Below are 26582 nucleotides of genomic sequence, written 5' to 3' on the forward strand. Positions count from 1 at the left end.
GACCGGACCGATGATCGACCTGTATTACTTTCCGACGCCGAATACCTGGAAGGTCAGTATCTTCCTCGAGGAGACCGGCCTGCCCTACAAGATCATCCCGATCAACATCATGGTCGGCCAGCAATTCGAGCCCGACTTCCTGAAGGTAAGCCCCAACAACCGGGTGCCCGCCATCGTCGATCACGACGTGACCGGTCCGGAAGGCCAGCCCCTGTCGATCTTCGAATCCGGCGCGATCCTGATCCATCTGGCGGAGAAGACCGGCAAGTACCTGCCGGCCGATCCCTACAAGCGCGCCAAGGTGCTCGAATGGGTGATGTGGCAGATGGGCGGGATGGGCCCCATGGGCGGCCAGGCCAATCATTTCCGCGCCTATGCGCCGGAGAAGCTGGAGTATGCCATCAACCGCTACACCAACGAAGTGGCGCGGCTGTGGGGCCTGCTGGACGACCAGCTGGAAGACCGGGAATGGATCGCCAACGACGAGTATTCCATCGCCGACATGGCCTGCTGGGGCTGGATCACGCTACACGAGTTGCAGGGCCAGGACCTGAACGACACGCCGCACCTGAAGCGCTGGTTCGAGGCCATGGGCGAGCGGCCCGCAGTCAAGCGCGCCTATGCGCTCGGACGCGAGATCGCCGCCACGCCAGGCAAGATTTCCGATGAAGCCAAGAACCTGCTCTACGGCCAGACACGCGAGCAGTTGCTGGCGCGCAAGGCCGCCAAACGGGCGGCAAAGGGCTGACGGGTCTTACCTCTTCCTGAAGGTGATCGGCAGCTCGCGCAGCTGGTGCAGGAAGATGCTCGGCTCGTGGGTCTGTTCCGCCAGCGGGCGGGCCAGCTGGATGTCGTCCATGCGGTCGAGCATGATCTCGAACGCCGACTGAATCTCGCGCCGGGCGAGCATGGCGCCCGGACAGAAATGGGCGCCCATGCCGAAGGCAATCTGGGCGCCCGCGTTCTTGCGGGTCACGTCGAAGGTCTCGCCGTCGTCGAACTTGTCCTCATCCCGGTTGGCCGAGCCATAGGCCATGAAGATGATCGTGCCCTTTGGAATGGTGGTGTCGCTGAGCTCGACATCCTGGGTCGCCTGACGGAACAGGCCGAGAATGGGCGTCTCGTAGCGCAGTGTCTCCTCGACGAAATTCTTCACCAATGACCGGTCGGCGCGCAGACGCGCCATCTGCTCGGGGTTTTTCAGCAGGTTCCACAGGGCGTGGGAAATGGCGCTGGTCGTCGTCTCGTTCCCGCCGGTGATCAGCTGATGCATCATGTTCTGCAGTTCGTGCATGGACATGGGCTCTTCGCCGTCGAAGCGGGTGTTCACCAGCACGGACATGATGTCGTTGCGCGGGTTCTTCCGGCGATCCTCGAACACATCATAGAAGAAGTGTTGCGCGTCCAGTTCGACCCAGGCGCACTGCACGATCTCGTCGTCGGTCGCCATTAGGCCGCCGGGCATCAGCATGGCGTCGGACCAGGACTTGAGGCGCTGGTACTGGTCGCGCGGCAGACCGAGCTGGTCGGCGATCACCTTGCAGGGCAGCGGCACGCAGAAATCGCGGACGAATTCGCACTCGCCCTGGTCGATGAAGGCGTCGATCAGCTCGTGGACCATCTGGTCCACATAAGGCTTCATCTCGTTGACGCGGCTGGCCGTGAAGGTACGGTCGATATACTGGCGCCAGCGATTATGGGCCGGGGGGTCGGTCCGCTGCAGCACCTGCACATGCGCCCAGCCATAGGTGGACAGGATCTTCTCGTGTTGCGCGTGCGCCTCCTGCTGCTTGCCGCGCGACGAATGGGTCATGTCGGAGGTGAACAGTTCCGGATGCTTCTTGATGAAGCGGATGTCATCGTACTTCGTGACATAGAACATGCCGGTTTGCGGGCTCTGGTACACGGGGCACTGAGCGCGCATGGTCTGGTAATAGGGATAGGGGCAGCCCTGCACCTTGGGATCGAGGACGTTGAAGCCTTCGATGGGCAGGCCGCCCGTGGCGGTCGGTTTCTCGGCAAGCGTGCTCATGGCGGTCCCCGTTCTTCCCCGTGAATTTTCCCGCCGATCTTTACATTCGGGCGTGACGGCTTCAAGCCCGCTTACGCGAGCAGCCGGGGATCGAACGCGAATGACCGGCTGACCGGCGACGGCAACAGAGGAGCCAGCGGGTGCCGCACGTTCAGGATCAGGTTGGCGGCTTCCGGCACCAGAACGGAGGGGACCCGTGCCAGCGGCGAGCGCGCCTCGGCGATCCAGCGATCGCCCCATGCCCTGCTCTCAGGCACCTCCAGCGGCTCGGCGGGGCCGTCCTCGACGGCTGCCTCCAGCCGCGCGAGATCGACCCGCATCAACACGTAGTCGAGCGGCAGAAGATCCGGCGGTAGATCGAAATGCACCAGCACCTCCAGCACGGGCAGCGCTGCTTCCTGTGACAGATAGACCACGGCATGGCCGGGCGAGTGCCAGCGACCGCCGCGGCGCCGCGCTCCCTCGCCGGAAAGGTCCGCCCATGGCCGGCGCGCCAACCGCCAGCCGGTCAGCGGCATCAGGCGGCGAGGCCTTGATCGATGCGGTAAAGCAGATCGTCAACGAGCCGGGCGCCTTCTTCCGTATCGAGCAACGCCATGGGTGCCTGATCGCCCAGCGGCCGCGTCGGACGCTCCAGCCAGCGGCGGGCCTGATCGCCGCCGCCGAACGTATCCACAGCCCGCCGCCAGATACGGAAGAAACGGGCAACACGGTCGGACTGGGCAGGACTGAACTGGCCGCCCTGCCGGCTGTGGGACAGGGTCCGAGCGGGAATAATGCCGAAGGCGGCAAGATCGCCGATGGTCAGGCCGAGCGTCTCGGCCGCGGCGGTCACGGTTTCGAAAGGCAGCCCGACGCGAATCTGCTCGATCAACGCCAGCCGGTCGGCTGGCTGTTCGGAGAATCCGCTGAATGAGCCGGACATGACAAAAATCCTTCGGCAATCTGCCTCATTATATACGGCATATTGCCGCGCCGCGCAAGTCAACGCTTGCGGAAGCGGATCGGCAGTTCCTTCAGCTGGTGCAGGAAGACGCTGCGCTGATGGGTTTCGTCCGGCATGGGCCGAGCGAGCTCGATATCGTCCAGCCGGTCGAGCAGCGCGGTGAACGTGCTGAGGATCTCCTGCCGCGCCAGCATGGCGCCGGGGCAGAAATGGGCGCCCATCCCGAAAGCGATCTGCGCGCCCGCGTTCTTGCGCGTGATGTCGAAGGTCTCGCCGTCGCCGAACTTGTCCTCGTCGCGGTTCGCCGCCGCATAGGTCAGCACCACGAGCGAATCCTTGGGGATGGGCGCGCCGCTTACCTCGACGTCGCGGGTGGTCTTGCGGGCAAGACCAAGAACGGGCGTCTCGAAGCGCAGCGTTTCCTCGACGAAATTCTTGAGCAATGAGCGGTCGGCGCGCAGCCGCGCCATCTGGTCCGGGAACTTCAGCAGGTTCCAGAGCGCGTGGGAGATGGCGCTGGTGGTGGTTTCGTTGCCGCCGGTCAGCAACTGGTTCATCAGGTTTTGCAACTCGTGCATGCTGAGCGGCGGCTCGCCGCCCATGTCGGTGTGGATCAGCGCCGACATGATGTCGCCCTTGGGCGCGCGTCGCCGGTCCTCGAACACCTTGTAGAAGTAGTGCTGGGATTCGACCACCAGATGGGCGCACTCGATCACCCGCTCGTCCGGGCACGTCGGGCTGCCGGGCTCGAGCATGGCGTCGGACCAGGCTTTCAGCTTCCAGAAATTGTCGCGGTCGACGCCGAGCTGGTCGGCGATCACCTTGCACGGCAGCGGAATGGCGAACTGGCTGACGAAGTCGCATTCCCCGTCACCGATCCAGGAATCGATCAGCTCGGCGACCATGCTGTCGATATAGGGTGTCATCTCGCGGACGCGGCTGGCGGTGAAGGTGCGGTCGATCAGGCTACGCCAACGGTCATGGGATGGCGGGTCCGTCCGCTGCAAGGTCTGGACATTGTCCCAGCCATAGGTCTGCAGGATGCGGTCATGCTCCTTGTGCACCTCGCGCCGGCCGCGTTCCTGCAGGGTGATGTTGGAGGTGAAGTCCTGGTGATTCTTCTTGATCGCCCGGATGTCGTCGTAACGGGTGACCAGATACGTACCCGTCTCGGGCATCCGGTACACGGGACACTCGGCGCGCAGCCGCTGGAAGAACTCATAGGGACAGGCATGCACCTGCGGGTCGAGCAGGCTGTATTCCTCGAGCGGCCGGACGCCGTCCTCGCGCGTTGACATTGGTCAGTCTCCCCATTCCGACCGGGCCAGTATGCATGGCCCGGCGGAACGGGGAAACAGGTGTATATCGCCCCGGGTCAGTAGCCCTGGGTCAACTCGCGCTCGTCCGCCTCCATCATGCTGCGGGCATAGTGCTTGCGGCACAGGGCGAGGCAGGTGACGCCGATGATGCCGCACAGGGACGACAGAGTGACCAGCGACCAGCGGACACCATCATCGCCGGTGAAGATGTGGTCGTTGAACATGGCCGCCAGCACCGGGCCGAACGCCATGCCGCCGGAAACGACCAGCATGTAGAACGCGGCGACCTGCGCGCGCATGGGCGGCGGCGTGATCACGGGCAAGGCGCCATAGGCCAGGCCGAAGGGCGCGTTCACGAAGAACAGCGCGGGCGCGTAGAGGACGAACGCCCAGGTCGCGTTGGGCATCACCTGGATCAGGACGATGGAGGGAATGGTCAGGGCGCCGCCGATCATACCGGCGAGGATGTTGCCGTCCTTGCGGCCGCGACGGGTGAAGTAGCCGGCCTGCATGCCGGCCCAGACCGCGCCGGCCGGGCCCGCGATCAGGAAGATCCAGCCGAATATCTGCGAGGCAGCGGCGGCTTCCATGCCATGCACGCGGGTAAAGAAGGACACGGTCCAGAACACGAAGGCGAAACCGGCCAATGCCAGGGAGAGGAACCCGACATGGTGGTAGAACATGGTCTGCCAGTTGTGCTTGTAGAACGCGACGATCTCGCGCACCGGCACGCCCTTCGGCGCCACGCTCGGGGTGGTGCCCATGGCGGCGAGGTTCCGGCGGACCGGCTCGCGGATCATCATGATCAGCAGCACGACGAGGAAGCCGGGCACGCCGACGACGATGAAGGTGAGCTGCCAGGGGCGCAGCTCGCCCACGAGAGGCAGTTCGTTGCCGGTCGCCAGATCCTGCATCAGGCCGAGCGCCGCGCCGCCGATGATGAAGGCGATGGCCGAGCCCATGATCGCGCCGGTCTGGAACACGCTGAGCGCCAGGGGAATCTTGTCGCGGGGGAACATGTCGCCGACCATGGAATTGGTCGCGGGCGAGAGCACGGCCTCGCCGACACCGACGCCGATGCGGGCCATGAAGATCAGCACATAGCTGCGCGTCAGGCCGCACGCGACGGTCATCAGACTCCAGACGAACACGCCGGCCGCGATCAGCCACTTCCGGTTATAGGTGTCGGCCATGCGCGCCAGCGGCAAACCCGCGATGGCGTAGAAGATCGCGAAACCGCTGTAGAGCCAGCTGATTTCGGTATCGGAGAGGTTCATGTCGTCCTTCATGGGCTGAAGGACGATCGCGATGACCTGTCGGTCGATATACGAGATCATCGCCGCGACCACCAGAATGGCGACCACGAACCATGCATAGAGCGGTTTGGGGTACGGTGCCTTCACCGGCGCATCGTTGGATTCAGCCACGTCGTCTCCTTCGCTTCCCCTGGAACTTCCCGGCCGGGATCATAGCAAAGGAATCTCCATCAACATTGTTTGTTTGCAGGAAAACGCAGCGAATCAGCCGTAGAACGCGCGCCTGTGGTACAAGAAGTCTTCACGGTTCTGCTGCATGCGGATTTCCTGCGGAATGGCATGGAAGCCCTGCGATGAGGGCGATTCAATGCGCTGCCAGTCGGTCAGGCCGGTGCGGTTGGTGATCTTCCAGACATTGTCGCGCTTTTCCATCCGGTCCATGTAGCGCCCGCCGACCCAGACATCCATTTCCGTATCGTACGCGGTGGGCGATGCCAGCGGATCAGCCTTGGGGCGCAGCCGGTGATAGGCGGTGAAGTAGGCCTCGGTATAGGCGACGGTCCCGCCGGCCTCGACCTCGATGAAGATGTTGCCGAGCTGGTGGTGGGTGCGCGTGTGGGTCGCGAGCACGCCCAGCGCGTAGGCGACGAAATCACCCGGCGCGCCCGGCGCGGAGGGCCGCGACGGGTCCGAGGATGGGCCGATGAAACCGTGCCGATGCTGCGAGCCGGGATGAAACAAGCTGCGCAGCAATTCCTCGTCGCGGTGATCGATGGCGCGGCAATAGGTCATCATCACTTCGGCGCAGGCCTGCTTGTCCAGCAGCAGCTGCAGATGCGGATCGGCGACGGCGGGCACGCGTCCGGCCTGCAGCATGTGGTCGATGGTCATGGCGTTTCCCCGTTACGAATTTAATCGGCCGCGCCCAGCGTGCGCGCCTGGTACAGCAGGTCATGCGGCTTGCGCTTTCCCGCGAGGCGGCTGCGCGCCGGATCGGTACGCCAGTCGGCGCCGGGCTCGATCCGGCTCCAGTCGCTGAGGCAGGTGCGGTGCTTGATGCGCCATTCCCCGCCCCGGCGCTCGTACCTGTCGATATAACGACCCACCGCCAAGTGGTCGTGAGACACGCCGCCGACCGGATAGGAATAGTAGCCGGTCCAGTGCACTTCCCCGGTGGCCGTGTCGCCATCGAGATCGATCAGGATATTGGTGTTGTCATGGTGCACGGCCGTCCATCCGGAGAGCAGCCCCATCACCCAGTCCACGTAGTCGGGCGCGCTGCCGACGAAGGCGCCGTGATCGTCGGTACCGTCAGGCCAGTAGACCGATTCCAGCAGCTCCCGGTCGAGGCGATCGCAGGCGCGGGAATAGCGATAGGACAGCTCGGTGATCGCCTGCTTGTCCAGGAGCGCCTCGATCCGCGCGTCACGGTTCACCGGCCGTCTCCCAGGTCGGCGACCATCGCGTAGATGGGATCATCGGGATGTTTGCCGCCGATCTTGGCCGCCGGCATGGTCCACATGACGCGGTCTGACGGCGCGTCGAAACGCTCGAAATCGGCGACACCGGTTCGGCTGATGATCTTCCAGACACCGTCGCGGCGCTCGAGCCGGTCCAGGTAGCGGCCGCCGGTGAAGAAATCCTCCTCGGCGCCAGTCTTGTCGTCGACACGGCGGTGATGGGCCCAGAAATGGCATTCGGACACGGCCCTGTCGCCATCCAGTTCGATCATCACGTTGCTGATCATGTGCTTGCAGGCCTTGAGAGGCCGGCAGATGGCGATCGCCCGGTCGACGAAATCCCATGACAATCCCTCGAACATGCCGTGATTGTGCCGCGAGTCCGGATGAAAGCACGAGCGCAGCGCCGCCTCGTCCGCCCGGTCGCAGCCGCGCGCGTAGCGATACAGCACTTCGGCAATGTCCTGCTTGTCCGCGAGCGCCAGCAGGCGCGCGTTCGTATCGGTCATGAGGTTTCTCCCGTTTCCCCAGGAACCGAGGATACCCGGCACCGGATGCACTGCAAGCACCAAAGAAACGGGCGCCGGCGTCGCGGCCGGCGCCCGGGGAAAGAACCGCTTCTAGAAGTCGGCGGTCAGGGTGATGCCATAGGTGCGCGGACGGGTCGCGTGCTCGAAGGCGAACAGGAAAGCCACCGGCGTCGAGCTGAGGCGCTCCACGTCGTTGGTGAGATTCTTGCCCCAGAGCGAGACCTTGTACATGCCGCTGGGCGATTCCCAGTTGATCGCGGCATCGACCAGCAGCATGGCCCGGCGGTCGAGGCGGCCGACGCTCTGGTTGCGGGTCATGGCGGAGGTGTAGTTGACGTTGGAGCCGATACTGAGATTGCCCATGTCGCCAATGGGAAAGTCGTAGGTGAAGCCCAGATTGGCGATCACCTTCGGCGCGCTGCCGATATCCAGGTCGCTGTAGTCGGCATCGACGAGATATTCGCCGATGGCGGTCAGCGTGACATCGCCGCAGACCGCGCGGCCGCTGGCGGGCACGGCCGTGGCTTCAGGACCGTCGAGGTCGGCGCAAAAGCGGGTGTACTTGATGTCGTTGTAACCGATGTTGCCGGTCAGGGTCAGGCCATCGACAGGAATGGCCGTCACCTCCAGTTCGATACCGTAGGAGCGGGCATCGGCGGCGTTGGTGGTAAAGGTCTCCTGCCCGCTGGGCGTGGCGGCGGGGCGGATGATCTGCCGCTGCAATCCCTTGTACTTGGAATAATACACGTTGGCGTTGACGCGCAGGGCGCGGTCGAACCAGTCGCTCTTGATGCCGCCCTCGAAATTGTCCACCCGCTCCTCGCCATAGGGCGAGGCAAAGGTGAGTTCGGTCGCCGCGTTGTTGACGAAGCCGCCGGACTTGAAGGCACGCTGCCAGAACGCGAACAGCAGAATATCGTCGTTGAGCTGATAGTTCAGGCCGACGCGCGGAGCGAAATTGTCCCACGTGTCCTCGATGGGGCCGAACAACAGGGAGCCGGGACCCGTAGGAAACCGGCTGAAGTCCGAGTCACCCGGAATACCCTGCGAGATGATGTCGGTGATCGGGGTGCCGAAGACCTTGTACTTCTTTTCCCAGGAATAGCGGATGCCGGCGATCAGGCTCAACGCAGGCGTGACGTGATACTCGCCCTGAATATAGGCGGCCCAGGTCTTGCGATCCTGGCCATTGGTGCCGAAGCTCTGGAGCGGATTGTCGATGGTGAACGGGCCGATATTGGGCGTGTAGAGCTTCTGGCCGACCTGATATTGGTCCCACAGGTAGAACACGCCGACGATCATGTCGAAGGTGTCGGAGAAGTCCGACACGAAGTGGAATTCGGTCTGGTAGGTCTTGTAGTCCTCGAAACGCACCGACGAGAACAGATCCACATTGGTGCCGTCCGTGTCCGTGTAGATCGCGCTGCGCTGCTTGGCGTAATTGGCCGTCAGCGAGAAGGTGCCGAAGCTGGTGGTGTAATCGGCATTCATGGTCACGTTGTAGCTGTTGAGGTCGTTGGCGTTGGGCGAGAAGTTCCAGCCGGTGACGTGCGGGTCGCTGCCGTCGCCCGGCTCGCCCGTGCCACCATCGCCGAACGGATTGCGCGACAGGCCGCTGGTCGGGTAGAGCGCCTCGAAAAAGCTGGTGTTGCAGTTGAAGGCGGCCGGCGTGCCCGTGGCGCCGCAGAAGGGATTCGACGGGGTCCGGGGATCGTACAGGGCGTTGAGGGCGGGCGAGCCGTCGCCCCGTTCGCGGATGATCTCGCCGGTGACTGTCACGTCGAGCGCGTCGTTGGGCGTGAAGCGGACGCTCGGGCGGAAATACACATACTGGTCGCCGCCGAGGCGCGTACCCTTCAAATCCTCGTCGATATGGCTGACCACGGGCGTGAATGGCGCGGAATCGATGATCACCCCGTCATTCTTGTAATAGCCGCTGAACTTCAGGAACTGCGACGCCATCCGGAAGGCGACCTTGTCCTCGACGATTGGCATGTTGCCGACGAGGCCGACGATGAACGATCCCGCGTTGGCGACCTGCAGGCTGGCCTTGCCGCCGAACTCGGTCATCTCCGGCTTCTGGGTGCGGACCACGATGGCGCCGGCGAAGGCATTGCGGCCGTAGATGGTGCCTTGAGGACCGCGGGTGATCTCGACCGCTTCCACGTCCAGCATGTTGGACAGCGCCCAGGCATTGCGCGCCTGGTAGACGCCGTCGATGAACACCGCCGAGTGGGGATCGTCGAAACTTTCGATGCCGCCGGTGGCGATGCCGCGGATGGTGAAGGCGGCCGCATGCTGGAAAAGGCCCACATGCTGCAGCTGGACGCTGGGCGCGGCCTTGTTGAGGTCCTCGAGATCGGTGGCGAACTTGCGCTCGAGCGCGGCGCCGGAAAACGCCGAGACCGGCAGCGGCACCGATTGCTGGGATTCCTCCTTTTTCTGTGCCTGGACGGTGACCTGCTCGACCTGCGAGCGCTGGCTGAAAATGCTGCCGCTGCGCTCGGCCAGCGCCGAGGCCACCGCCGCGCCCGCCGTACCGATCCGGGCGGTGCCCGAGACCTGCCTGCCGGCGACGGTGCCGGTGTAGGGCAACGCCGTGCCGGCAGGCAGCGGCGTGTCGGTCACGATGAAATAGGTGCCGCCCTCGCAGCGGTCGCCGGGCCGTTTCCGGCTTTCGCAATCGGCCTTGCCCAGAACCGGCACCCGTTCGCCCGAAGGCAGGACAACGGCGCCATCCCGCAAATCGCCCGGCGGAAATCCGGTATCAAAACCAGTCACATGGGCAAAGGCAGCGGAACTCCAGAGCGCGGCCAGAAAGGCCGCGCCGAGTCTCGAAAATCCACGTTTCATGACAGATGTCTCCCCTAAAGCGGGACCATCTCTCCCTTGACCGTCCCGCGTGCTACAGCTTGACGACTCCCCAAAACGCGAAAATTGTCACACGTTCCTCAAAGGCGCGCCAATCAAAAATCAGCGCGTTCGACTTTTTCTTGGCCGGGACAGAAAAAGGCGCCGGTGTTGCCACCGGCGCCCTTTCAGGAAAGGCCGGATCAGGCTCAGATCCGGCCGCCCCTCCCCTCTTGTCTAGAAGTCCGCGGTCAGCGTGATGCCGTAGGTCCGGGGACGGGTGGCCTGCTCGAACGAGAACAGGAACGCCACCGGGGTGACCGACAGACGCTGGATGTCGTTGGTCAGGTTCTTGCCCCAGACCGAGACACGGTACTTGCTGTTCGGTGATTCCCAGCTGATCTGGGCATCGACCAGCAGCATGGAACGGCGGTCCGACCGAGGCAGGAACACGCCCGAGGTCGCCATCTTCGAGGTATAGCTGAAGCTGTTGCCGATGCTGATATTCCCCATGTCTCCGATCGGGAAGTCATAGGTCCAGCCCAGGTTGGCGATCAGCTTGGGCGCGAAGCCCAGCTTGAGGTCACTGAAATCGGTGAACGCGATCCAAGTACCGTTCGGCAACTGAGTGGAGCCGGGGCCACAAAGGTCGCGGCCGTTAGCCGGGGTCGCGAATGGTTCCGGGCCGTCCAGATCGGCGCAGTAGTTGGTGTACTTGATGTCGTTGTAGGCCATGTTGGCGTTGATGGTCAGACCATCGGTCGGAATCAGGACCATTTCCAGCTCGACACCGTAGGCGCGGGCGTCGGCATTGTTGGAGATGAACGTCTCCTGGCCGGACGGGTTGTTGGCCGGGCGGATGACCTGGCGCTGCAGGCCCTTCAGCTTCTGATAGTAGATGTTACCGTTGAACTGCAGCCGGCTGTCGAACCATTCGGTCTTGAAGCCGCCTTCGAAGTTGTCGATCAACTCTTCGCCATAGGGCGAGCCGACGAAGGTGGTGTAGGCCGAGGCGTTGTTGACGAAGCCGCCCGACTTGTAGGCACGCTGCCAGAAGGCGAACAGCATCACGTCGTCGTTGACCTTGTAGTTCAGGCCGACGCGGGGGGCGAAATTGTCCCAGGTGTCGCCGTCCGGATTGGACCAGAAGGCATAGCAAGGATTGGCGGTCGTGCCCAATGAGCCGACAGGCGAACAGTCAGGCGCGCTGGAGTTGGTCGGGAACCGCGTCCAGTCGGAGTTCGGGTCGAGGCCTTGGTTGACGACCGAATTGTTCGGGGCCGAGAAGATGTTGTACTTTTTCTCCCACGAATAGCGGACACCGGCGACGGCGCTCAACTGGTCGGTGATGTGCAGCTCGAACTGGGCATAGGCCGCCCAGGTCTTGCGGTCCTGGCCGTTCTGGAAATAGGACATCAGCGGATTGTCGTAGGTGAAGCGGCCAATGTTCGGAGTCCACAGAATCTGGCCCAGCTGATAGCTGTCATACAGGTAGAACAGGCCGGCGATCAGGTCGATGGTCTCGGAGAAGTCCGACACGAAGTGGGTTTCGAACTGATAGGTTTCGTAGGTCTGGAACCGGGTCGACGCGAAGAAGTCGATGTTGGTGCCGTCCGTGTCGGTATTGATCGCGTCGCGCTGGTGCTGGTAGTTCGCCAGGAAGCTGAACGTACCGAAATTGGTGGTGTAGTCGGCGTTCAGCGTCGCGGTATAGCTGTTCAGGTCGGAATTGTTGTACGGCAGATTGTAGCCGACCTCGTAAGGATCGTTATTCTTGTCCTTGGGAATTCCCAGTTCGGCGTCGCCGAAGTAGTTCTTGGTCAACCCGGGATAAAGCACTTCCATCAGGCTGGTGTTGCAGTTGTAGGCCGTGGGCGTGCCGACGCCGCCGCATAGCGGGTTGGAGGGCGTGCGCGGGTCGTAGGATGGATTGAGCGATATGGTGCCATCACCGCGCTGGCGAATGAACTCGGTGGTCAGCGTGACGTCGAGCGCATCGTTCGGCGTGAACCGGAAACTGGGCCGGAAATAGACGAACTTGTTGCCCTGGATCCGGGTTCCCTTCAGGTCTTCGTCGACGGTCTGGGTGATGGGATCGTAGCCGTCGTTCTTGTAGAAGCCGTTGTCCTTGTAGAACTGGCTGGCAAGTCGCATGGCGAACTTGTCTTGCACGACCGGAATGTTGCCGATCAGACTGACGACCAGCTTGCCGGGATTGCCGTATTGCAGGCTCGCCTTGCCGCTGTACTCGCTGGTATCCGGCCTGTTGGTGGTCAGCGTGATGGCGCCCGAATAGGCGTTTCGGCCGTAGATGGTGCCCTGCGGGCCGCGCAGCATTTCCACCGACTCCACGTCGAGCAGGTTTGCCACCGCCCACGCGTTGCGCGGCTGATAGACGCCGTCGATGAAGATGGCCACATGCGGGTCGTCGAAGCTTTCGATGCCCGACGTGCCGATGCCGCGGACGGTGAACGAGGATGCGTTGTGGAACAGGCCCACGGTCTGCAACTGGACCGACGGCGCCAGCTTGTTCAGGTCCTCGAGGTTTACCGCGAACTTGCGCTCGATGGCGTCGCTGGAGAACGCCGTCACCGGGATCGGCACTTCCTGAACCGACTCCTCTTTCTTCTGGGCCGAGGAAATGACGGTTTCGATGCCGCCGCGCTGCGAGAACAGGCTGCCGCTTTGACCACCGGAGTCCGCCGGCGGATTATCCTGTGCGAAGGCGCCGGTCGCCGCCATGGCGAACGCAGACGCCGATATAAAAAACGCGAGCCGATGTCTCATTCTTCAACCTCCCCGTTTTTGGTTGCGCCAGACTCCCCCGAACCTGGGCGCGGTTATGCTTGTCGCTTGGCCGATGGAGCGACTCTGCCACAGCCGCGCCATTTACAGCAATAAAAACAAACATCATGGTTTAAAACAGACAGACGTCATTTTATTGCCGACTGGCAAAGAAAAAGCGCCGGCGTTGCCGCCGGCGCTTCTCCACACAAGGGCCCGAAAGCCGCCTGTTCCGCGATCTAGAAGTCGGCGGTCATGGTGATGCCGTAGGTACGCGGCTGGGTGCCCTGCTCGAAGGCGAACAGCGAGGACACGGGAGTCACGCTGAGACGTTCGATGTCGTTATTCAGGTTCTTGCCCCAGATCGACACACGGTACTTGCTGTCCGGCGACTCCCAGCTGATCTGGGCGTCGAGCAGGAGCAGCGGGCGACGGTCGGTGCGCGGGTTGATCGGCACGGCCGTCACGGCCATCTTGGAGGTGTAACCGGCGCTGGCGCCCAGGCTGATGTTGCCCATGTCCCCGATGGGGAAATCATAGGTGAAGCCCAAATTGGCGATCACTTTCGGGGCGAAAGCCAGCGGCAGGTCCGAATAGTCGGCCTCGACCAGATACTGGGTGATGGCCTGGCCACCGATCACGGCCGGCACCGCGGTGGTGCTGCCGCAAACGGCGCGGCCGCTGGCGGGAACCGGCGTGTTTTCCGGGCCGTCCAGATCGGCGCAGTAATTGGTGTACTTGATGTTGTTGTAGCCGATATTGGCGTTCAGCGTCAGACCGTCGACCGGTACCGCGACCAGTTCGAGCTCGAAGCCGTAGGAGCGGGCATCGGCCGAGTTGCTGATGTAGGTTTCCTGGCCCGACAGGTTGTTGGCGGGGCGGATGATCTGGCGCTGCAGACCCTTCAGCTTCTGATAGTAGATGTTACCGTTCAACTGCAGACGGCTATCGAGCCATTCGGTCTTGAAGCCTCCTTCGAAATTGTCGATCAGTTCTTCGCCGAAGGGATCGTTGAAGGTGGTGATGGTCGCGGCGTTGTTGACGAAACCGCCCGACTTGTAGGCGCGCTGCCAGAAGGCGAACAGCAGGATATCGTCGGTGACCTTGTAGTTCAGGCCGACGCGGGGCGCGAAATTATCCCAGCTGTCTTCCTGCGGGCCGAAGAATACCGAGTTCGGGCCGATGGGGAACTTGCTCCAGTCGGAGTTGGGATCGAGCCCCTGGCTGGCGACCGACGTGTTCGGCACCGCGAAGATGTCGTACTTCTTTTCCCAGGAATAACGCACACCGGCGACGGCGCTGAGCTGGTCGGTGACGTGATATTCGAACTGCGTATACGCAGCCCAGGTCTTGCGGTCCTGGCCGTTCTGGAAATAGGACATGCGGCCTTCGTTCAGCACGAAGGGCGCCTGGCCCGGCGTCCAGAGGATCTGGCCGACATGGTACTGATCCCACAGGTAGAAGACACCGGCGATCATGTCGATGGTTTCGGAGAAGTCCGACACGAAATGCGCTTCGAACTGGTAGGTCTTGTAGTCTTCGAAGCGGCCCGAGGAGAAGATGTCCTGGTTGGTGCCGTCCGTGTCGGTCAGGATGACGCTGCGCTGCCAGCCGTAGTTGCCGGTGAAGCTGAACGTGCCGAAATCGGTGGTGTAGTCGGCGTTCATGGTCAGGTTGTAGCTGTTCAGGTCGCTGTCGTTACCGGCCGGCAGGTTGTAGCCGACGCGGAACGGATCGCTGCCATCTCCCTTGTCGCCGGTAAGACCGTCGCCGAAGGGATTCACCGAGAGACCGTTCGGCGGATAGAGGGCCTCGAACACGCTCTTGTTGCAGTTGAACCCGACCGACGTGTACGCACCGCCGCAATTGCCGTTGGACGGCGTGCGCGGATCGTACTGGGCGTTCAGCGACACCGTGCCGTCGCCGCGCTGACGGATGACTTCGCCGGTAATGGTGACATCGAGCGCGTCATTGGGCGTGAAACGGAAGCTGGGCCGGAAGTAGACATACTTGTTGCCCTGGATGCGCTGGCCTTCCAGTTCAGGATCGATGTGAGTGATGGTCTGACCGCCGACCACGCCATCAACCACGATGCCGTTGTTCCGGTAAAAGCCATCATCCTTGTAGAACTGGGTGGCGAGGCGCATGGCGAACTTGTCCTCGACGACCGGCAGATTGCCGACGAGGCTGACGATCAGCTTGCCCGGATTACCGTATTGCAAGCTGGCCTTGCCGGCGTATTCGCTGGTGTCCGGCTTCTTGGTCCGCAGCGTGATGGCACCTGAATAGGCGTTGCGGCCATAGATCGTGCCCTGAGGACCGCGCAGCATTTCCACCGCTTCAATGTCGAGCAGGTTCGACAGCGCCCAGGCGTTACGAGCCTGGTACACGCCGTCAATGAACAGCGCGGTATGGGGATCGTCGAAGCTTTCGATGCCTGACGTGCCGATGCCTCGGATGGTGAACGCCGAGGCGTTGTGGAACAGGCCGACATGCTGCAACTGGACAGCCGGGGCGGCCTTGTTCAGGTCTTCCAGGTTGACGGCGAACTTGCGTTCGATCGCCTCGCCCGAGAAGGCCGTGACGGGGACCGGCACTTCCTGAACGGATTCTTCGCGCTTTTGCGCCTGCGAGACGACGGTTTCGATGCCGCCGCGCTGGGAGAACAGGCTGGTGTTTTCCTGCTTCTCCGCCGGTGCGGCATCCTGTGCGATCGCTGAACCACCCATCATGGCCAAGGCCATGGCGAGCGGCACGATCGGTTTGCTTCGTGACATTGAGCAACCTCCCTTGCTGCGCGGCAAGCGGGCTTCTCATGTCCCTGCCTGCCGAGATTATTATTTTTGAGCGGCGGGACATTCACATATCGCGATCTAGTTTTTCAATACAAACATGATGAACTTTTTTAGTCTTATTGGATTGTTTTTATACTCCGGTGCAAACATGATCGGACGCAAAAACGCCGGCGTTTCCGCCGGCGTTAAAGACGTAGGGGAAGGACCTTAGCGGCCCTTCCCCGATGAAGCTCAAGTCTTAGAAGTCGGCCGTCAGGGTGATGCCATAGGTCCGCGGACGAGTGCCCTGCTCGAAGGCGAACAGGTTCGACACGGGGGTCATCGACAGACGTTCGATCTCGTTGGTCAGGTTCTTACCCCACACAGAGACGCGGTACATGCTGTTCGGCGATTCCCAGCTGATCTGGGCGTCGATCAGCAGCATGGAGCGGCGGTCGGCGCGCGGCAGATCCGCGTTGCCGGCGACGACCATCTTCGACGTGTAACCGAAGCTCTGGCCGATGCTCATGTTGCCCATGTCCCCGATCGGGAAGTCATAGGTCCAACCCAGGTTGGCGATCAGCTTCGGCGCGAAGGTGAGCGCGGTATCCTTGTAGTTGGTGGCGACGATCCAGCTGTTGTTGGGAAGCTGGGTGCGATCGCCGCAGACTTCGCGACCGCTGGCCGGGTTCTGGGTCGGCTCGGGGCCGTCCAGATCGGCGCAGTAGCTGGTGTACTTGATGTTGTTGTAGGCCATGTTGGCGTTGATGGTCAGACCATCGGTCGGAATCAGCACCATTTCCAGTTCGACGCCATAGGAGCGGGCATCGGCGGCGTTGGTGATGAAGGTTTCCTGGCCCGTGGTGTTGTTGGCCGGGCGGATGACCTGACGCTGCAGGCCCTTCAGCTTCTGGTAGTAGATGTTACCGTTGAACTGCAGCCGGCTGTCGAACCATTCGGTCTTGAAGCCGCCTTCGAAATTGTCGATCAGCTCTTCACCGAAGGGCTGCACGAAGGTGCTGTATTCGGAGGCGTTGTTGACGAAGCCGCCCGACTTGTAGGCGCGCTGCCAGAAAGCGAACAGCATCACGTCGTCGTTGACCTTGTAGTTCAGGCCGACGCGGGGCGCGAAATTGTCCCAGCTGTTGTCGACCGGACCCCAGTAGGCGACGCAAGGCGCGGCGGCGGTACCCTTGGTGCCGATGGGGCTGCAGAAATTGCTGGGATCGCCGATCGGGAACTTGGACCAGTCGGAATTCGGGTCGAGGCCCTGGTTCCGGACGGTGTTGTTCGGCACGGAATAGACGTTGAACTTCTTTTCCCACGAATAGCGGATACCGGCGACGGCGCTCAGCTGATCGGTGAAGTGCCATTCCATCTGGGCGTAGGCGGCCCAGGTCTTGCGCTCCTGGCCATTCTGGAATTCGGCCATGCCGGGATTGTCATAGGTGAAGTCGCCGATGCCCGGCGTCCACAGCAGCTGACCCAGCTGGTAGGTGTCGTACAGGTAGAACAGACCGGCGATCAGGTCGATGGTATCCGAGAAGTCGGACACGAAGTGGGTTTCGAACTGATAGGTCTCGTAATCCTCGAAACGGGTCGAGGCGAAGAAGTTGAGGTTGGTGCCGTCCGTGTCGGTGTTGATGACCGAACGCTGCCAGGCGTAGTTGCCGAGGAAGCTGAACGTACCGAAGTCGGTGGTGTAGGCGGCGTTCAAGGTCGCCATGTAGCTGTTCAGGTCGCTGTTATTGTACGGCAAGCTGTAGCCCACACGGTACGGATCGGCGTCCTTGTCGCGGTCGATGCCCAGACGGCCATCGCCGAAATAGTTCTGGTTCAGGCCCGGATACAGCACTTCGAACAGGCTGGTGTTGCAGTTATAGGCCGTCGGCGTACCGACCGTACCAGCACCGCCGCAATTGGTGTTGGCGGGCGTACGCGGATCGTAGGACGGATTCAGCGACAGGGTGCCGTCGCCGCGCTGACGGATGAACTCGGTGGTCAGCGTGATGTCGAGCGCGTCGTTCGGCGTCAGGCGGAAGCTGGGGCGGAAGTAGACGTACTTGTTGCCCTGCAGCCGCTGGCCTTCCAGATCGGGATCGATGCTGGTAATGGTCTGGCCGCCGACGACACCTTCGACGATGACGCCATCGTTCCGGTAGAAGCCGTCATCCTTGTAGAACTGCGTGGCCAGACGCATGGCGAACTTGTCTTCCACGATCGGCAGGTTGCCGACCAGGCTGACGATCAGCTTGCCCGGGTTGCCGTATTGCAGGCTCGCCTTGCCGCTGTATTCGCTGGTGTCCGGCTTCATCGTGGTCAGCGTGATGGCGCCCGAATAGGCGTTGCGGCCGTAGATGGTGCCCTGCGGACCGCGGAGCATTTCCACCGTCTCGACGTCGAGCAGATTGCCCAGCGCCCAGGCGTTACGCGGCTGGTAGACGCCGTCGATGAACACGGCGACGTGAGGATCGTCGAAGCTCTCGACGCCCGACGTGCCGATGCCGCGAACGGTGAAGGACGACGAACCATGGAACAGGCCGACCGACTGAAGCTGGACCGACGGGGCCAGCTTGTTCAGGTCTTCCAGGTTGACGGCGAACCGGCGCTCGATCGCCTCGCTGGAGAACGCGGTCACGGGCAGCGGAACTTCCTGAACCGATTCCTCTTTCTTCTGGGCCGAGGAAATGACGGTTTCGATACCGCCGCGCTGAGAGAACAGGCTGTTATTTTCCGCAGGCGCCGCGTCCTGCGCGTGTGCGGTGCCGGCGGCCATGGCCGTGGCGATCGCCAATGAGATGACTGGAATGGTTTTCTTCACGAGCACTCCCCTGTTGTTGCCGACGGGAGAGTCGTGTAGCGAGCCCCCCAGTCGCGTATCGATCGTTTGTTTTTTTGATTCGTTGATCTGGATTTCTACACTCGGGTCTAATGTCGGCAAAACATTATTCGTCTACACAGCTTTTAATAAGCAGTGTTGGTTGAAAAGCGTTGCAGTTCTGCAACAGCCCTTCGCCCGCGCCAGACCCATAAAAAAGGGCCGGCGTTTCCGCCGGCCCGAGGAGTCGTGAAGATCGTGTGACCGGGTTCTAGAAGTCGGCCGTCATGGTGACGCCGTAGGTCCGCGGCCGGGTCGCGTGCTCGAACGTGAACAGCTGCGAGACCGGGGTCGAGCTCAGACGCTCGATCTCGTTGGTCAGGTTCTTGCCCCAGACGGACACGCGGTACTGGCCGTTCGGTGCCTCCCAGTTCAGCGACGCATCGACCAGCAGCATGGAGCGGCGGTCGGTGCGCGGCGCGTTCTGGACCTGGGTCGCCATCTTCGAGGTGTAGCCCAGGTTGGTGCCGAAGCTGAGGTTACCCATGTTCCCGATGGGGAAATCGTAGGTGAAGCCCAGATTGGCGGTGAACCGCGGCGCATAGTTGAGACGCAGGTCCGAGTAGTCCACGTCGACGATGAAGCCGGCCGGGGTCAGCTCGACCGCGCCGCAGGGCGTCCGGCCGCTGGCCGGCGTCGCGGTGGTTTCCGGGCCGTCCAGATCGGCGCAGAAGCTGGTATATTTGATGTTGTTGTAGCCGAGGTTGCCGTTGATGGTCAGACCGTCGGTGGGAATGACCGATACTTCCAGCTCGACGCCATAGGCGCGGGCGTCCGCGGCATTGGTGGTGAAGGTTTCCTGGCCGCTGGGAATGTTGGCCGGACGGATGATCTGGCGCTGCAGGCCGGTGTGATCCTGATAGTAGGCGTTCACATTGACGCGCAGGGCACGGTCGAACCATTCGCTCTTCATGCCGATTTCGTAATTGTCGATCCGCTCCTGGCCGTAGGGCGATTCGAACGTGTTCTGGGTCGCGGCGTTGTTGACGAAACCGCCGGACTTGAACGCGCGCTGCCAGAAGGCGAACAGCAGGATGTCATCGGTGGCCTGGAAGTTCAGGCCGACGCGCGGCGCGAAGCTGTCCCAGGTGTCCTCGATGGGGCCAAGACGCAGCGAGTTCGGACCCGTGGGGTATTCGCTGAAGTCCACGCCCGCCGGAATACCCTGCGCCGCGATGGTGGTGATCGGCGTGCCGAAGACGTTGTACTTCTTTTCCCACGAATAGCGCACACCGGCGACCGCGCTCAGACGGTCGGTGAAGTGATATTCGCCCTGGACATACGCGGCCCAGGTCTTGCGGTCCTGACCGTTGGTGCCGAAGCTGAGGCCCGGATTGTCGGGCGTGAACTCGCCGATGCCCGGCGTGTAGAGGATCTGGCCGACCTGATACTGGTCCTTCAGGTAGAAGAAGCCGGCGATCACATCGACCGTGTCCGAGAAGTCCGAGACGAAGTTGAACTCGGTCTGGAACGTCTTGTAATCCTCGTAGCGGACCGAGCTGAACAGATCGACATTGGTGCCGTCCGTGTCGGTGCCGATCTCGCTGCCCTGCTTCGCGTAGTTGGTCGTCAGGTTGAACGTACCGAAGTCGACATTGTAGGACGCGTTGGCGGTGAAGTTGTAGCTGTTCACGTCCGTGTTGTCGTTGCGCAGGTTCCGGCCGATCACATAGGGATCGCTGCCGTCGCCCTTCTCGCCGATCGTGCCATCGCCGAAGGGATTCTTGGCGAGACCGTCCGGCGGATACAGCGCCTCGAACACGCTGGTGTTGCAGTTGAAGGCCGTCGGCGTGCCGACCGTGCTCGGACCACCGCAATTGCCATTGCTGGGCGTGCGCGGGTCGAACAGACCGTTGATCGCCACGGTGCCGTCGCCGCGCTGGCGGATGATCTCGCCCTGGAAGGTGACGTCGAGCGAGTCATTGGGCGTGAAGCGCAGGCTAGGACGGAAGTAGACGTACTTGTCGCCGCCGTGGCGCGTGCCGGCCAGATCCTCGTCGATGGTGTCGGTGACCGGATCGTAGCCGCTGTTCTTCCAGAAACCGCCGAACTTGTAGAACTGGGACGCCATGCGGAACGCCACCTTGTCCTCGACGATCGGCACGTTGCCGACCAGGCCGACGACCAGCTTGCCCGCATTGGCGATCTCGAGGCTCGCCTTCCCGCCATAGTCGACCATGTCCGGCTTGTTGGTGCGGACCGCCACGGCGCCGGCATAGGCGTTACGGCCGTACAGCGTGCCCTGTGGGCCACGCATGATTTCGACCGCCTCGATATCCAGCATGTTGGACAGCGCCCAGGCGTTGCGCGCCTGGTAGACGTTGTCGATGAAGACGGCGACGTGCGGGTCGTCGAAGCTTTCGATGCCCGAGGTCGCGATGCCACGGATGGTGAACGCGGCCGCGTGGTGGAACAGGCCCACATGCGACAGCTGTACCGCCGGCACCGAATTGTTGAGATCTTCCAGATTGACCGCGAACTTGCGCTCGAGCGCCACGCCGGACAGCGCGGTGACGGGCAGCGGCACGGACTGTTCGGATTCAGCGCGCTTTTGCGACTGGACCGTGACCTGCTCGATCTGGCCGCGCTGGCTGAAGATGCTGCCGCTCTGGCCTTCGGCCGGCGGCGCGGCCGGAGCCGCCGTGTCCTGCGCCCACGCGCTGCCCATGCACAGGGCAGTCGCCGACGCAGCAAGCATGAGTACTCGCCTATGATGTTTCACTGTGTATCCCCTTCGGAATCCCGCCAGGCGGGTTCTTCGTTTCATCCCGTCGCAGGCCTGGATTTTCGATCCTGGGCTTTTACCTTCTGGTCCTGAGACACAGGCGGTTTAGCACCGCGATGTTACCGAAGTCCAAGATAAAAAATATTCTCCAACGCTTTTTTTGTTTTCTTTGCGCGGTCTCCCCCAGCAGGCTAGGCTTCGGCCACGTCGACCGGGACTATTAGGGGAGGGAACCATGTCCGACGCCGCGCAACGCGCACTGGACCACATCGAAATCTATTCGACCATGAGCCGCTATTGCCACGGCGTGGATCGCTGCGACCTGGCCGTGCTGAAATCGACCTTCTGGCCGGATGCCACCTGCAATTACAGCGACCAGGAACTGGACGCAATGACCTGGGCCGAGAACTGCGTGGCCGGGATCAGCCAGATGGAACGCACCATGCACACCATCGGCAATCACCTCATCGAGGTCGATGGCGACAAGGCGACGGGCGAAACCTATTGCCTGGCCTATCACCTGCTCAAGAACGCCGAGGGTGTCCTGACGGACATGCTCGTGGGCGGCCGCTATCTCGACCACTTCGAGAAGCGCGGCGGTGAATGGAAGATCAAGAGTCGCTTCTACGTGATGGACTGGAACCACAACATTCCGTCCACCGGCAACTGGACCACCGGATTGCTGGGCGGCCTGAACCGGGGCGCGCGTTCGCCCAACGACCATTACGACCGCATCTTCGGCTGATCCCATGGACATGATCGACTGGTACGCCTGGCGCATCATCATTGGGCTGGGCTGCATGTGGCTGGGCGGCGGCATCTTCATCGTGAAGGGATTGCCTCGGCAGCTGAAGCGTGGCCCACAACCGACGGCGCCGAAGGGCACGCCCGAGGCGTTCGGCCTCTTCTGGCTGGATCAGTACTGCTATATCGGCCTGACGCTGCTGATCGGCGGCGCGGCGCTGGCGGCGTACAGCCTGATCACCGGACAGGGCGCGTAATCCCATGGAGTTCGATTTCCGGACCATGGAGCGGATGGACCGCTACAAGCTGATGGTCTCGTCCATCGTGCCCCGGCCCATCGCCCTCGTCACCACCATCAGCAAGGATGGCATCGTCAACGCGGCGCCGTTCAGCTTCTTCAACGCCGTGAGCGCCGAGCCGCCGCTGGTGGTGCTGGGGCTCGAGGTGACAGACTACGCGCCGCGCAAGGACACCGGCGACAACATCCGCGATACCGGCGAGTTCGTCGTCAGCCTGGTCAGCGAGTCCATCGCGCAGAACATGAACCTGTGCGCCATGGATTTCCCGGCGGAGGAAGACGAACTGGCCGAGACCGGCCTGACGGCCATGCCCAGCACGCTGGTCACGCCGCCATGGATCAAGGAATCGCCAGTCAGCTTCGAGTGCAAGCGCATGACCACCATGGAAGTCGGCACCGGCAACCGGGTGGTGATCGGCGAGGTGCTCTACATGCACATCGACGACGCGTTCGTCGACAAGGACAAACTCTACGTGGACGCACCCGCCATGCAGCTGATCGGGCGCATGCACGGACGTGGCTGGTACGTGAAAACAGGGGACGCGTTCGACATGCCGCGCATCGACTACAGAGTGTGGGCGGCGGAACGGGACAAGAAGCGGAGCGAACGGGGATGAACACGGGAGCCATACCGGCGACGATGCTCTATGCGGGCATCATGGGGCTGCTGGCGGTCGCGCTGGCCACCCAGGTGCTGTGGGCGCGCATCAACGCCAAGAAATTGCCCGACTGGAAACCGGACACCACCATGCGCGTGCAGGCGAACTTCGTCGAGAACGTGCCGCTGGCGCTGATTCTGCTGTACCTGCTGGAAGCCGGCGGCGCGCCGACCGTCATGGTCCACGTGCTGGGCGCGGCGCTGGTGATCGCCCGCCTGCTGCATGCCTGGGGCTACAGCGGCAATCCCGGCGCGACCTATCCTCGGCTGATCGGCGCGCAGACGACCTTCCTGCTGCTGTCGATCATGGGCTTCGGCCTGATCTATCTGGCGCTGGCGCCGCGCCTCTAGACGAGCGGCTATCGCGGAAATGAAAAGGGCGCGACCCTCGCGGGCCGCGCCCTTTTTCAGATCGAATGGCGGCTGCTTACCGGCCCTTCCAGTTGGGCTTGCGCTTTTCCGAGAACGCCTTGGGACCTTCGATGAAGTCCTCGCTGTCGCGCATCTTCTGGGTCATGGGATAGACCGTATCGATGGCCTCTTCCAGGGTCGGCGCGTCGAAGCCCTTATAGACCGCTTCCTTGGTGGCACGGACCGACAAGGGCGAGGCCTCGAGGATTTCGGCGGCCCAGCGACGGGCGACGGCCATCAGCTCGTCATGAGGCGCGACCTCGTTGACGAAGCCCATGCGCAGGCCGTCCTCGGCGCTCATGCGCTTGCCGGTGAGCATCATGCCCATGGCCTGCTTCAGCGGCATGGTGCGCGGCAGGCGGTGCACGCCACCGGCGCCGGCCATCAGTCCGACCCGCACTTCCGGTAGCGCGAACACGGCCTTTTCGGACGCCACGATGATGTCGCAGGCCAGCGCGATCTCGAAGCCGCCGCCCATGGCGACGCCGTTGACGGCCGCGATGACCGGCTTGAACAAGTCGAAGCGCGAGGTGATGCCGCCGAAGCCGGTATCGACCTTCCAGCGCTTGCCGCCGGCGGCCTGATACTTCAGGTCGTTGCCGGCCGAGAAGGCCCGGTCGCCCGCGCCTGTGACGATGGCGACCCACAGGTCGTCGTCGGCCGCGAACTCGTTGAACGCCGTCTGCATTTCCTCGTGCATGGGCGAATGGCAGGCATTCATGACATCCGGACGGTTCAGGGTCAGGATGAACAGGTTGCCGTCGCGTTCGGTCTTGATGAATTCATAGTTGGACATGCACGCTACCCCGTTGCGAGATCTGGTGCCGCGCCGCCGATTTTTCCTTGCGGAGGGGGGCGAAATGCCCTTTGTTGACGCGGCCTGAATAGAGTTTCCCGGGGAGATAAAGCACATGAAGAACGGCAAGGTCAAACTGGATATCGCGGACAACATCGCGGTCCTTACCCTGAATGATCCGGTGGCGCTCAACGCCGTTTCCATGGGCGTTCTCGAGGATCTGATCGAGGCGCTGACCGTGATCGAGGACAAGAACAGCGGCGTGCGGTGCCTGATCTTCACCGGCGAAGGCCGCGGCTTCTGCGCCGGGGCCAATCTGGGTGGCGGCATCTCCAAGGAGCCGGGTTCATCGGACAGCGACGCCGGCGACGTGCTGGAACGCTTCTATCACCCCATTCTGAAGCGCCTGCGCGACCTGCCCTTCCCCATGATCACCGCCGTCAACGGCGTCGCCGCCGGCGTCGGCATGAGCTTCGCGCTGATGGGCGACATGATCCTGGCGGCCCGGTCAGCCTACTTCCTGCAGGCGTTCCGCCGTATCGGCCTGGTGCCGGATGGCGGCTCGACCTATCTGCTGCCGCGCCTCGTCGGGCTCGCCCGCGCCAAGGAACTGTCGCTGATGGCCGAGAAGCTGCCCGCCGAAAAGGCGCTGGAATGGGGCCTGATCAACCGCGTGTATGACGACGCCGCGCTGATGGACGAGGCACGCAAGCTGGCGAGCGAGCTGGCCAACGGTCCGACCGTGGCGCTGGGCCTGATCCGCAAGCTGTACTGGAACAGCCCGCTCAATACCTATGACGACCAGCTCGATCTGGAACGCCAGAGCCAGAAGATCGCCGGCCGCACCGAGGATTTCGGCGAAGGCGTCAAGGCGTTCTTCGACAAGCGCCCCGCCCAGTTCAGGGGCAAGTAGTCCCGATGGTGGACGGGCCGCTTTCCGGTCTTCTCGTCATCGACCTGACCCGCGTGCTGGCAGGCCCGTACTGCACCATGGTGCTGGCCGATCTGGGCGCGCGGGTAATCAAGGTGGAGACGCCGGGCACCGGCGACGACAGCCGGCACATCGGCCCGTTCATCGAGGACAAGTCGGCCTATTTCATGTCGCTGAACCGCGGCAAGGAGAGCATCGCGCTCGACCTCAAGGCCGACGGTGATCGCGCCATCTTCGATGACCTCCTCGCCCGCGCCGACATCCTGGTGGAGAACTACCGGCCCGGCGTGATGGAAAAGCTGGGCTATGGCTGGGAGGCTCTGCACGCGCGCTTTCCCCGCCTGATCTATGCCGCCGCGTCGGGCTTCGGCCACACTGGCCCGTACAAGACGCGGCCGGCCTATGACATGGTCGTTCAGGGCATGGGCGGCATCATGAGCATCACCGGTCACCCGGGCGGGCCGCCGACCCGCGTCGGCAGCTCGGTGGGCGACATCACCGCCGGTCTGTTCGCCACCATCGGCATCAACGCCGCCCTCTATCACCGGACGGCGACGGGCGAGGGCATGAAGATCGACGTGGCCATGCTGGACTGCCAGATCGCCATCCTGGAAAACGCCATCGCCCGCTACGCGGCGACGGGCACCGCGCCCGGCCCGCTGGGCGCGCGGCATCCGTCGATCACACCCTTCGCCGCCTATCAGGCCCGGGACGGCTACATCATCATCGCCGCCGGCAACAACGGCCTGTTCGAAAAACTCTGCGGCGTGCTGGGCCGGCCCGACCTGATGGCCGATGCGGATTTCGCCAGCAACGACAGACGGACCCAGAACGTGGACCGGCTGGCGCACGAGATGGAACTCACGCTGCGGCACGAGACCGTCGCCCACTGGATGGCGGCGCTGGAGGCGGCGGGCGTGCCCTGCGGCCCCATCAACGATGTCGCGCAGGCGCTTCACGACCCGCACGTGCGGGCGCGCAACATGGTGGTGACCATCGACGACCCGGTGACGGGCCCGCTGGAGATCGCCGGCAACCCGATCAAGCTGTCGGCGTTCGCGGATCCGAACACACGTGGCGCGGTGCCCGATCTGGATGGCGGCCGGGACGCCATCCTGGCATGGCTGGGCCGCTAGACCAGCGGCTGCCGCAAGGCAAATGTCACAATCGTGCGGTGGTTGACGCGGGTG

21 protein-coding genes are annotated in these 26582 nt (G+C 62.9%); 7 read left to right on the forward strand and 14 right to left on the reverse strand.

From position 1 onward, the window contains the following. Positions 1–10: 10 nt before the first annotated feature. Entirely contained in the window at positions 11–748 is a 738-nt protein-coding gene (locus WJU17_RS10655) for a glutathione S-transferase N-terminal domain-containing protein (protein ID WP_346327307.1), read from the forward strand. Positions 749–754: 6 nt separating this feature from the next. Here WJU17_RS10655 and WJU17_RS10660 read toward each other — a convergent pair whose 3' ends face one another. The 13 genes from WJU17_RS10660 to WJU17_RS10720 all read right to left on the reverse strand — a co-directional run bounded on the left by WJU17_RS10660 (position 755) and on the right by WJU17_RS10720 (position 21527). Continuing rightward, complete coding sequence (locus WJU17_RS10660) at positions 755–2032, reverse strand: cytochrome P450 (RefSeq protein WP_346327308.1); 1278 nt, start codon at positions 2030–2032, stop codon at positions 755–757. Positions 2033–2103: 71 nt separating this feature from the next. After that, positions 2104–2529, reverse strand: coding sequence for an RES family NAD+ phosphorylase (locus WJU17_RS10665; protein WP_346327309.1), 426 nt, complete (start codon positions 2527–2529; stop codon positions 2104–2106). A gap of 20 nt (positions 2530–2549) precedes the next feature. After that, on the reverse strand, positions 2550–2957 hold the full coding sequence (locus WJU17_RS10670) for an antitoxin Xre/MbcA/ParS toxin-binding domain-containing protein (RefSeq protein ID WP_346327310.1): 408 nt from the start codon (positions 2955–2957) through the stop codon (positions 2550–2552). A gap of 59 nt (positions 2958–3016) precedes the next feature. Beyond that, positions 3017–4276: a cytochrome P450 gene (locus WJU17_RS10675; protein ID WP_346327311.1), complete on the reverse strand. Its 1260-nt coding sequence runs from the start codon at positions 4274–4276 to the stop codon at positions 3017–3019. A gap of 77 nt (positions 4277–4353) precedes the next feature. Continuing rightward, on the reverse strand, positions 4354–5724 hold the full coding sequence (locus WJU17_RS10680) for an MFS transporter (RefSeq protein ID WP_346327312.1): 1371 nt from the start codon (positions 5722–5724) through the stop codon (positions 4354–4356). 93 nt (positions 5725–5817) lie between these two features. Then, entirely contained in the window at positions 5818–6444 is a 627-nt protein-coding gene (locus WJU17_RS10685) for a nuclear transport factor 2 family protein (RefSeq protein ID WP_346327313.1), read from the reverse strand. 20 nt (positions 6445–6464) lie between these two features. Continuing rightward, positions 6465–6989, reverse strand: coding sequence for a nuclear transport factor 2 family protein (locus WJU17_RS10690; protein ID WP_346327314.1), 525 nt, complete (start codon positions 6987–6989; stop codon positions 6465–6467). Then, positions 6986–7522 carry a nuclear transport factor 2 family protein gene (locus WJU17_RS10695; RefSeq protein ID WP_346327315.1) on the reverse strand — a complete coding sequence of 179 codons (537 nt, stop codon included), beginning with the start codon at positions 7520–7522 and terminating at the stop codon, positions 6986–6988. Before WJU17_RS10695 ends, WJU17_RS10690 begins: the two co-directional genes overlap by 4 nt. A 111-nt stretch (positions 7523–7633) precedes the next feature. Then, a complete protein-coding gene (locus WJU17_RS10700; RefSeq protein WP_346327316.1) occupies positions 7634–10396 on the reverse strand; it encodes a TonB-dependent receptor in 2763 nt (920 codons plus the stop codon). 234 nt (positions 10397–10630) lie between these two features. After that, complete coding sequence (locus WJU17_RS10705) at positions 10631–13180, reverse strand: TonB-dependent receptor (protein WP_346327317.1); 2550 nt, start codon at positions 13178–13180, stop codon at positions 10631–10633. A gap of 236 nt (positions 13181–13416) precedes the next feature. Beyond that, a complete protein-coding gene (locus tag WJU17_RS10710; protein ID WP_346327318.1) occupies positions 13417–15954 on the reverse strand; it encodes a TonB-dependent receptor in 2538 nt (845 codons plus the stop codon). Between the two features lie 256 nt (positions 15955–16210). Next, a complete protein-coding gene (locus WJU17_RS10715; protein ID WP_346327319.1) occupies positions 16211–18772 on the reverse strand; it encodes a TonB-dependent receptor in 2562 nt (853 codons plus the stop codon). 268 nt (positions 18773–19040) lie between these two features. Next, positions 19041–21527 (reverse strand): TonB-dependent receptor, encoded by a 2487-nt coding sequence (locus tag WJU17_RS10720; protein ID WP_346327320.1) that lies wholly within the window; start codon positions 21525–21527, stop codon positions 19041–19043. A 262-nt stretch (positions 21528–21789) separates the two neighbouring features. Here WJU17_RS10720 and WJU17_RS10725 point away from each other — a divergent pair, with 262 nt between their 5' ends. Genes WJU17_RS10725 through WJU17_RS10740 form a run of 4 tightly spaced genes read left to right on the forward strand, consistent with a single transcriptional unit; the run spans position 21790 to position 23605 of the window. Continuing rightward, positions 21790–22299: a nuclear transport factor 2 family protein gene (locus WJU17_RS10725; RefSeq protein ID WP_346327321.1), complete on the forward strand. Its 510-nt coding sequence runs from the start codon at positions 21790–21792 to the stop codon at positions 22297–22299. Between the two features lie 4 nt (positions 22300–22303). Beyond that, positions 22304–22555 (forward strand): hypothetical protein, encoded by a 252-nt coding sequence (locus tag WJU17_RS10730; protein ID WP_346327322.1) that lies wholly within the window; start codon positions 22304–22306, stop codon positions 22553–22555. A 4-nt stretch (positions 22556–22559) separates the two neighbouring features. Beyond that, positions 22560–23213, forward strand: a complete 654-nt coding sequence (locus WJU17_RS10735; protein WP_346327323.1) for a flavin reductase family protein — start codon at positions 22560–22562, stop codon at positions 23211–23213. Then, a complete protein-coding gene (locus WJU17_RS10740; RefSeq protein ID WP_346327324.1) occupies positions 23210–23605 on the forward strand; it encodes an MAPEG family protein in 396 nt (131 codons plus the stop codon). Before WJU17_RS10735 ends, WJU17_RS10740 begins: the two co-directional genes overlap by 4 nt. 76 nt (positions 23606–23681) lie before the next feature. Here WJU17_RS10740 and WJU17_RS10745 read toward each other — a convergent pair whose 3' ends face one another. Next, complete coding sequence (locus WJU17_RS10745) at positions 23682–24461, reverse strand: enoyl-CoA hydratase-related protein (RefSeq protein WP_346327325.1); 780 nt, start codon at positions 24459–24461, stop codon at positions 23682–23684. Between the two features lie 115 nt (positions 24462–24576). On the opposite strand from WJU17_RS10745, the gene WJU17_RS10750 reads away from it, so the two are divergent. Both WJU17_RS10750 and WJU17_RS10755 read left to right on the forward strand, forming a co-directional pair. Further along, positions 24577–25374 carry an enoyl-CoA hydratase/isomerase gene (locus WJU17_RS10750; protein ID WP_346327326.1) on the forward strand — a complete coding sequence of 266 codons (798 nt, stop codon included), beginning with the start codon at positions 24577–24579 and terminating at the stop codon, positions 25372–25374. Between the two features lie 5 nt (positions 25375–25379). Then, a complete protein-coding gene (locus WJU17_RS10755) occupies positions 25380–26528 on the forward strand; it encodes a CoA transferase (RefSeq protein ID WP_346327327.1) in 1149 nt (382 codons plus the stop codon). The last annotated feature ends 54 nt before the right edge of the window (positions 26529–26582 follow it).

The organism is Iodidimonas sp. SYSU 1G8 (genome assembly GCF_039655775.1).
Lineage (GTDB): Bacteria > Pseudomonadota > Alphaproteobacteria > SMXS01 > SMXS01 > RI-34.

Coding starts and splice junctions, on each gene's coding strand:
- WJU17_RS10670 (WP_346327310.1), bottom strand. CDS start 2,957: ATGTCCGGCTCATTCAGCGGATTCTCCGAACAGCCAGCCGACCGGCTG.
- WJU17_RS10755 (WP_346327327.1), top strand. CDS start 25,380: ATGGTGGACGGGCCGCTTTCCGGTCTTCTCGTCATCGACCTGACCCGC.
- WJU17_RS10685 (WP_346327313.1), bottom strand. CDS start 6,444: ATGACCATCGACCACATGCTGCAGGCCGGACGCGTGCCCGCCGTCGCC.
- WJU17_RS10655 (WP_346327307.1), top strand. CDS start 11: ATGATCGACCTGTATTACTTTCCGACGCCGAATACCTGGAAGGTCAGT.
- WJU17_RS10660 (WP_346327308.1), bottom strand. CDS start 2,032: ATGAGCACGCTTGCCGAGAAACCGACCGCCACGGGCGGCCTGCCCATC.
- WJU17_RS10700 (WP_346327316.1), bottom strand. CDS start 10,396: ATGAAACGTGGATTTTCGAGACTCGGCGCGGCCTTTCTGGCCGCGCTC.
- WJU17_RS10740 (WP_346327324.1), top strand. CDS start 23,210: ATGAACACGGGAGCCATACCGGCGACGATGCTCTATGCGGGCATCATG.
- WJU17_RS10735 (WP_346327323.1), top strand. CDS start 22,560: ATGGAGTTCGATTTCCGGACCATGGAGCGGATGGACCGCTACAAGCTG.
- WJU17_RS10705 (WP_346327317.1), bottom strand. CDS start 13,180: ATGAGACATCGGCTCGCGTTTTTTATATCGGCGTCTGCGTTCGCCATG.
- WJU17_RS10725 (WP_346327321.1), top strand. CDS start 21,790: ATGTCCGACGCCGCGCAACGCGCACTGGACCACATCGAAATCTATTCG.
- WJU17_RS10720 (WP_346327320.1), bottom strand. CDS start 21,527: ATGCTTGCTGCGTCGGCGACTGCCCTGTGCATGGGCAGCGCGTGGGCG.
- WJU17_RS10730 (WP_346327322.1), top strand. CDS start 22,304: ATGGACATGATCGACTGGTACGCCTGGCGCATCATCATTGGGCTGGGC.
- WJU17_RS10710 (WP_346327318.1), bottom strand. CDS start 15,954: ATGTCACGAAGCAAACCGATCGTGCCGCTCGCCATGGCCTTGGCCATG.
- WJU17_RS10695 (WP_346327315.1), bottom strand. CDS start 7,522: ATGACCGATACGAACGCGCGCCTGCTGGCGCTCGCGGACAAGCAGGAC.
- WJU17_RS10750 (WP_346327326.1), top strand. CDS start 24,577: ATGAAGAACGGCAAGGTCAAACTGGATATCGCGGACAACATCGCGGTC.
- WJU17_RS10675 (WP_346327311.1), bottom strand. CDS start 4,276: ATGTCAACGCGCGAGGACGGCGTCCGGCCGCTCGAGGAATACAGCCTG.
- WJU17_RS10745 (WP_346327325.1), bottom strand. CDS start 24,461: ATGTCCAACTATGAATTCATCAAGACCGAACGCGACGGCAACCTGTTC.